This is a genomic window from Nocardioides oceani (genome assembly GCF_030412965.1).
In the GTDB taxonomy this organism is placed as follows: Bacteria; Actinomycetota; Actinomycetes; order Propionibacteriales; family Nocardioidaceae; genus Nocardioides; species Nocardioides oceani.
On the sequence record NZ_JAUHJQ010000019.1, the window covers coordinates 24,052 to 30,885 of the forward strand.

Sequence of the window (6,834 nt, forward strand, 5' to 3'; positions counted from 1 at the left end):
AGCGCTCAGGCCGGCGCGCCGACCCAGCGACGCAGGACGGCGTGCAGCTCGTCGGGGTGGACGGGCTTGGGGACGAAGTCGTCCATCCCGGCGGCCAGGCACCGGTCGCGGTCCTCACCGGTCACGCCGGCGGTCATCGCGATGACGGGGGTCCGGCGGCCGCCGGCCTCGCGCCGACGCAGCTCGACCGTCGCGTCGTACCCGTCGAGCACCGGCATGTGGCAGTCCATGAGGACGGCGTCGTACCCACCGGAGGCGAGCATCGCGAGGGCCTGCGCGCCGTCGTCGGCCACGTCGGCGGTGTAGCCGCGGGAGGCGAGGATGCCGACGGCCACGAGCTGGTTGATCTCGCTGTCCTCGACGACCAGCAGGTGGCCGCCGCCGGCGGGTAGGTGGCGCGTGGTGGCGCGGACCGGTGCGGCCGGCGACAGGCTCGCACCGGCGACCTCGCGCAGGCGGGCCATGTGCAGGGGCTTGGTGAGCACCGCGCCGATGCCGGCGGCCCGGACCTCGTCCGGGTCGACCTCGGGGTCGGAGGTCAGCAGCACCATCGGGGGCGCGGCGTCGCGGGTCGAGATGCGCCGGGCCAGCTCCAGGCCGTCGACCTCCGGCATGCACAGGTCGAGCAGGACGAGGTCGGGCCGGAGGTCGCCCAGCAGCAGGTCCATGGCGGTGTCGGCGCCGTCGGCGAGCGTCACCTCCATGCCCCACGCGCCGAGCTGGCCCTCCAGGACCAGGCGGTTGGTGGCGTTGTCGTCCACGACCAGCACCCGGCGGCCCGCGAGCGGGTCGCGCCGCGCGGGCTCCGCCGGCGCGGGCACGTCGTGGCCGAGCGCCATCGGCACGCGGAACCAGAACGTGCTGCCGGCGCCCGGCTCGCTCGTCACGCCGAGGGTGCCGCCCATCGCGCCGACGAGCTCGCGGCAGATGGCCAGCCCGAGGCCGGTGCCGCCGTACTGCCTCGTCGTGGAGGAGTCGGCCTGGGAGAACGGCTCGAAGATCCGCTCACGCTGCCCCTCGGCCAGCCCGATGCCGGTGTCGCGCACCTCGAAGCGCACGAGCACGGTGTCGTCGGTGCGCCCGTCGAGGTGCGCGGAGACGACGACCTCGCCCTGGTGGGTGAACTTCACGGCGTTCGAGACCAGGTTGAGCAGCACCTGGCGCAGCCGGGCCGGGTCGCCGCGCAGGGCGGTCGGCAGGTCCGGGGAGCAGTAGGCGAGCAGCTCCAGGCCGCGCTCGTGGGCCTGGCCCGCCACGAGCTCCGCGGCGCCCTCGACGACCGCCACGAGGTCGAGGTCGACCACCTCGAGCTCGAGCCGGCCGGCCTCCACCTTGGAGAAGTCCAGGATGTCGTCGATGACCGCCCGCAGCGCCTCGCCAGCGCCCCGGGCGCCGTCGGCGTACTGCCGCTGGCGGTCGGTCAGCTCGGTGCCGAGCAGCAGCCCGGTCAGGCCGATGACGCCGTTGAGCGGGGTCCGGATCTCGTGGGACATGGTGGCGAGGAAGGCCGACTTCGCCGCGGAGGCGGCCTCCGCCGCCTGGACCGCCTCGGCCTCCCAGCGCAGCTGGCGCGCGGTCCGCACGACGGCGACGCCGGCCAGCACGAGGGCGGCCAGGCCGGCGACGAGCACGTCGCCGTCGCGGTCGAGCAGGTCGTCGAGGACCAGCACGCCGATCGGCGCGAGGAGGGGGACGATCGCGACCGCCATCCGGGTCCGCGCGTAGTCCCCGGCGGTGGCCGGCGCGGGCTCGTCGGTGGCGGTGTCCGGGCGGGGGCACGCCGAGCGCGCGAGCAGCACGGCGCCGACCAGCCAGCCGAGGTCCATCCAGGCGGCCGCCGCGCTGTCCAGGCTCAGCAGCAGGAAGCCCAGGTCCGACAGGAGCCAGCAGCCCACGCCCAGCGCGAGGTCCGGGCCCACCAGGCTCCGCGTCGACCGGGTGGCCAGGGCCCGCAGCACCAGGCCGAGGAGCACCGCGTCGCAGACGGGGTACGCCGCGAGCACGAGGCGGGTGCTCAGGTCGGTGCCGGCGTCGCCCACGATGCCGCCGATGGAGGTGTCCCACAGCAGCAGGACGCAGACGGTGACGACGGTGATCGCGTCCAGCAGGACCTCGGCGTCGCGACGACCCCGCCGCCGCGCCCGGGACAGGACGGCCAGCAGCGCGCCGCCGAGCCCGAGGTAGCTGAGGAAGTAGGGCACGTCCGCCCAGGAGATCTCCGGCTCCGGCCCGGTCCAGGCGTAGAGGTACCAGATGATGTCGGCCAGCGCGTTGGCGGCCAGCCCCGCGGCCAGCAGGCCCGGGACGAGGCGCCGGCCCGGTGCCGCGGCGCGGGCCCCGAGAGCGGCGACGACCGCGCTGCCGAGGATGACGACGACGTACGTCGCGTCGTGGGTCGCCGACGGCGCGCCGGTCAGGTCGAGCACCAACGCCACGACGGCGAGCGCGAGCAGCGCGGCCGGCAGCACGGTGCGGACCACGTCGCGCGAGGACCACCGGACGCCGGACATGGCGCCATTGTCACCCGCGAGGTCCTTCTTCCGGGCCGTGACCTGGGAATTCGTAGGTCACGGCCCGGCGGGCGCGTGGCGTCTCAGGACCCCTGGGCGGCGAGCACCCGGGCTGCCTCCCGCTCGGCGTCGGTGTTGGCGACGCCGGCGCGGGACCCGGCGAGCTTGGCGCGGATGTGCTCGCCGACCGTGATCGGGGCGTACGGCGTGCGCCCGTCGTCGAGGCAGGTCGGCAGCGTCTCGATGACGGCGTCGATGTTGCCGTCGTGGAAGAACGCCGCGCTGCGCCGCCGCTCGACCCGGCCGTCGACGATCGGGGGCTTGACCCGGTGCAGCGTCGACATCCAGCGCTCGTTGGTCCAGCGCGCCATCAGGTCGCCGAGGTTGATCAGCAGCGCGCCGTCGGCCGGCACCACGTCGTGCCAGCCCCCGTCGCGGCCCAGCACCTGCAGGCCGGCCACCTGGTCGGCCCACAGGACGGTGACGATGCCGTAGTCGGTGTGCTCGCCCATCCCGGTCAGGTCGCCGTCGAGCTCGAGCTCGCCGGCCTCGAGGGCGTAGTTGTTCATCCGGAGCACGTCGAGGCTGTGGTCGGTGAACCGCTCGAAGAACCCCGCGGGCAGGCCCAGCGCGTCGGCGAACAGCGTCGTCAGGGTGCGGGCGACCCGACCCGCCTCGTCGAAGTACGCCGACACGGCAGCGCGGAACCGCTCGGCCTCGGCGGGCCAGACGTTCTCGGGGTAGTCCGCCTCCGGCAGGTCCAGCCCCGGGTGGTCGGAGACCGCCGCGCCGATGTTGAAGGCCTCGAAGAAGTCGTGCATCCGGTTCGACGGCGCCAGCCCGAGGCTGAGGCTGAGCGACTCGGTCTTCGGCGGGGCGTAGCCGCGGTTGACCGCCGGCGGCGTGCGGTACTGCTTCTTGACCTCGAGCGGCAGGTGGAAGAACTCGTCCAGGGCCGCGGCGAACGCGTCGGTCACCGAGGTGGGCACGCCGTGACCCACGACCTGGACGAAGCCCACGGTGCGGGCCGCCCGGTCGAACGCGGCGGCCGCCGCCGCGCGCTCCTCGGCCGTGCCCTGCCCGACGTACGCGCCGATGTCGACGGTGGGGACGTGGAAGGGGTGCTCGGTGGTCATGGTGCCTCCTCGGGGGCGGGTGCGTCGGGTGTGGCGGCGACCCGCTCCTCGACGGTGGCGAGGAGCGCGGTCTTGTCGGAGTCGTCGAGCCAGCAGGCCTCGACGGCGTTGCGGGTGAACGCCGCGAGCTGGTCGCGGCGGTAGCCGAGCGCGTGCGCGAGCACGCGGTAGTCGTGGGTGGGGTCGGTGCCGAACATCGGCGGGTCGTCGGAGTCGACGGTCACGAGCAGGCCGGCGTCGACCATCTCGGCGATCCGGCGGTGGGTGCCGTCGCCGCTGCCGGAGTAGCGGCCGATGTCGCTGCTGACCGGGGTGCACGTGAACGGCACCCGCTCCTCGACGCACCGGCGGGTGATGGCGGGGTCGTCGACGACGTGGTAGCCGTGGTCGACGCGGCTGCACCCGAGCCGGTCGAGCAGCACCTCGACGTGTGCCGGCGGCCCCGACTCCGAGTGGGCCGTGCGCCGCAGGCCGTGGCGGGCGGCCAGCTCGTAGGCCTCGACGAACCGGCCCGGGGGACCGTTGACCTCGGCGTAGTCCAGGCCGATGCCGAGCACCTCGTCCACGCGGTGCTCGACGACCTGCTCGACCAGCTCGACCGCCGCGCCGCCGCTGCGCTCGCGGCAGATGCCGACGAGGAACGTCGCCCGGATCCCGGCGTCGACCTCGGCGTCGCGAGCGCCGGCGAGGACACCCTCGAGGATCGTGCGGTACGGCACGCCGGGGTGTCCGGGCGGGCTGAGGTGCACCTCGCGGTAGAGCACGCCGTGGTCGGCGCCTCCCGCCGTCAGCGACTCGTAGGTCACCCGGTGGAAGTCGTCGACGTCGCGGATGAGGGAGCCCACCACGTCGAGCACCCGCAGGAACTCGCCGAGGTCCTCGTAGCTGTGGTGGTCGTAGAGCTCGTCGGCGGAGCGCTCGAGTCGTACGCCGTGCTTCCGGGCGAGGTCGGCCACCGTCTGCGGCGCCACGCTGCCGATGAGGTGGCAGTGCAGGCTGATCTTCGGCAGCGCCGCCACCATCGCGTCGATCGCCGGGTCGACCGGCACCGGGGTGGAGTGGACGCTGGTCGCGAGGCTCACGGCGAGGAACGTAGGACCTCCGTGTTACGCGGCTGTCACGCTCTGTCGACAGCGGAGCACCACCCGCCCGGTGGTCGGCTCCCGGCTGGTCGAGAGGCCGGGCTAGGGCACAGCCACCGGATCCCGCTGGTCGAGCAGGAGGCGCGTCAGCGCCGACGTCGTCGAGACCCGGTGAGCGCCCCCGCTGGTTGAGCAGCGAGCGCCAGCGAGCGACGTCGAAACCCGCTGAGCCCCGCTGGTCGAGCAGGAGGCGCGACAGCGAGCGACGTCGGAACCCGCTGAGTCCCGCTGGTCGAGCAGGAGGCGCGCCAGCGCCGACGTCGTCGAGACCCGGTGAGCCGACCTGCGGCCTGCTGGCCGTGGGTGGTTGCGGTGCCGCCAGGCCCCCGCTGGTCGAGCAGGAGGCGCGCCAGCGCCGACGATGTCGAGACCCGGTGAGCCGACCTGCGGCCTGCCGGCCGCGGGTGGTTGCGGTGGCGGCAGCTACAGGATGGGTGGGCGGGGGGTTGCGGGGGTCGTCCGGCTCTCCGGCTGATCGGGGGGGGGCGCTCAGCGACCGTCTCGAAACCTGCCGAGAAAGTAGAGCGAAGTTGATGTCCAATATGCGGTCTGACCTGGGGAAACAGCGGTCGGACTGTCGGTGGCGGGTGCTTGAGTAGACCCATGGCCAAGGACTCCAGACACCACGCGCACACCGTGTGCCGTGCCGTCGCGAAGTCCCGCAAGAAGGTCCGCTCGGCGGCCACCTCGGACTTGTGGCGGATGTCCGACGAGGACGTCGCGACCACTCTGCTGGAGGCGACGAAGCTGCGTGCCCAGGCCGAAGCCTTGGAACTGCGGCTCGCCGCGGAGGCCGACCGCCGGCACGTCGGGGAACGAGGCGGCGCTACGGACACCGCCTCCTGGTGGGGCCACCAGACCCGACAGAACCGACCGGTCGCGAAAAGCCGGATGCGGTTGGCCGAGTCGCTCGATCGCCACTCGCCGACCGCGGCCGCGTTGGTCAAGGGCGCGATCTCGGTCGACCACGCCCGCGTGATCACCGGTTGCGTCGACCGGCTCCCCGACGACCTCGAGGACCCCACGATTCCCGCCCGCGCCGAGCAGCACCTGCTCGCCGAAGCCGTCCACCGCGACCCGAAGGCGCTCGCGACCCTCGCCAAGCACGTCCTCACCGTCGTCGCGCCCGAGATCGGCGAGGCCCGCGACGCCCGCACCCTCGAACGAGAAGAGCGCGAGGCGCGTGCGAATGCGTGGTTCACGATGTGCCCGGACGGCCAGGGCAGCTACCGCGGGAAGTTCTCCATCCCCGAGCTGCACGGAGCGATGCTGCACAAGATGCTGCTCGCGTTCGCCGCCCCGAAGCACCAAGCCGCCACCCGCGACGAGGAAGCCCCTCAGGTGGAGCGGCGGCCCTCGCCGGAACGGATGGGCGACGCGTTCTGCGAGCTGCTCGAGCGCATGCCTGCCGACAAGCTGCCGCAGCTCGGCGGCCTGAACGCCACCGTCGTGGTCACCATGGACCTCGGCTCGTTGTTGGGCGGGCTCGCGTCCGGCGTGCTCGACGGCGGTGGAGTCATCTCCGCCGCCACCGCCCGCCGGCTGGCGTGCGAGGCAGGGCTCGTCCCTGCCGTGCTCGGCTCGAAGTCCGAGCTGCTCGACCTCGGCCGACGGTCCCGACTGTTCTCCGGCGCATAACGCCGCGGACTGAACATCACCCAGCCGACCTGCACCGCAGACGGCTGCGACTGGCCCGCCCACCTCTGCCACGCCCACCACGACCAGCCCTGGGCACACGGCGGCGCCACCGTCCTCGGCAACGCCCGCAACCTGTGCCCACGTCACCACGCCCGCATCCACGACCCCGCCTACGAGACCACCCACCTGCCCAACGGCCGCGTCGCCTTCCACATGCGGACATAGACCGCTGGCCCGGTCATCTCACAGACGTCCTTCGACCACCGCGACCCCAGCGGTCGACCCCGCCTGAGGTTCCCCCCGGACCGTAGAGGCATCGACAATGAGGATCGAGATGCCAGAGAAGCGGAAGAAGTACGACCGGGAGTTCCGTGAGGGAGCTGTCCGGATCGTCGAAGAGACCAACAA

The 6,834-nt window shown here is 73.4% G+C and carries 4 protein-coding genes; 1 reads left to right on the forward strand and 3 read right to left on the reverse strand.

Annotated elements, in window-relative coordinates; genetic code table 11:
* Positions 1-5: 5 nt before the first annotated feature.
* The 3 genes from QWY28_RS22180 to add form a co-directional block, all read right to left on the reverse strand.
* On the reverse strand, positions 6-2,510 hold the full coding sequence (locus QWY28_RS22180; protein ID WP_300955105.1) for a response regulator: 2,505 nt from the start codon (positions 2,508-2,510) through the stop codon (positions 6-8).
* A gap of 83 nt (positions 2,511-2,593) precedes the next feature.
* Entirely contained in the window at positions 2,594-3,646 is a 1,053-nt protein-coding gene (locus QWY28_RS22185) for an isopenicillin N synthase family dioxygenase (protein ID WP_300955106.1), read from the reverse strand.
* Positions 3,643-4,728 (reverse strand): adenosine deaminase, encoded by a 1,086-nt coding sequence (gene add, locus QWY28_RS22190; RefSeq protein WP_300955107.1) that lies wholly within the window; start codon positions 4,726-4,728, stop codon positions 3,643-3,645. The genes QWY28_RS22185 and add overlap by 4 nt, the downstream gene beginning before the upstream one ends.
* A gap of 663 nt (positions 4,729-5,391) precedes the next feature.
* On the opposite strand from add, the gene QWY28_RS22195 reads away from it, so the two are divergent.
* Positions 5,392-6,426, forward strand: coding sequence for a DUF222 domain-containing protein (locus tag QWY28_RS22195; RefSeq protein WP_300955108.1), 1,035 nt, complete (start codon positions 5,392-5,394; stop codon positions 6,424-6,426).
* Positions 6,427-6,834: the final 408 nt, after the last annotated feature.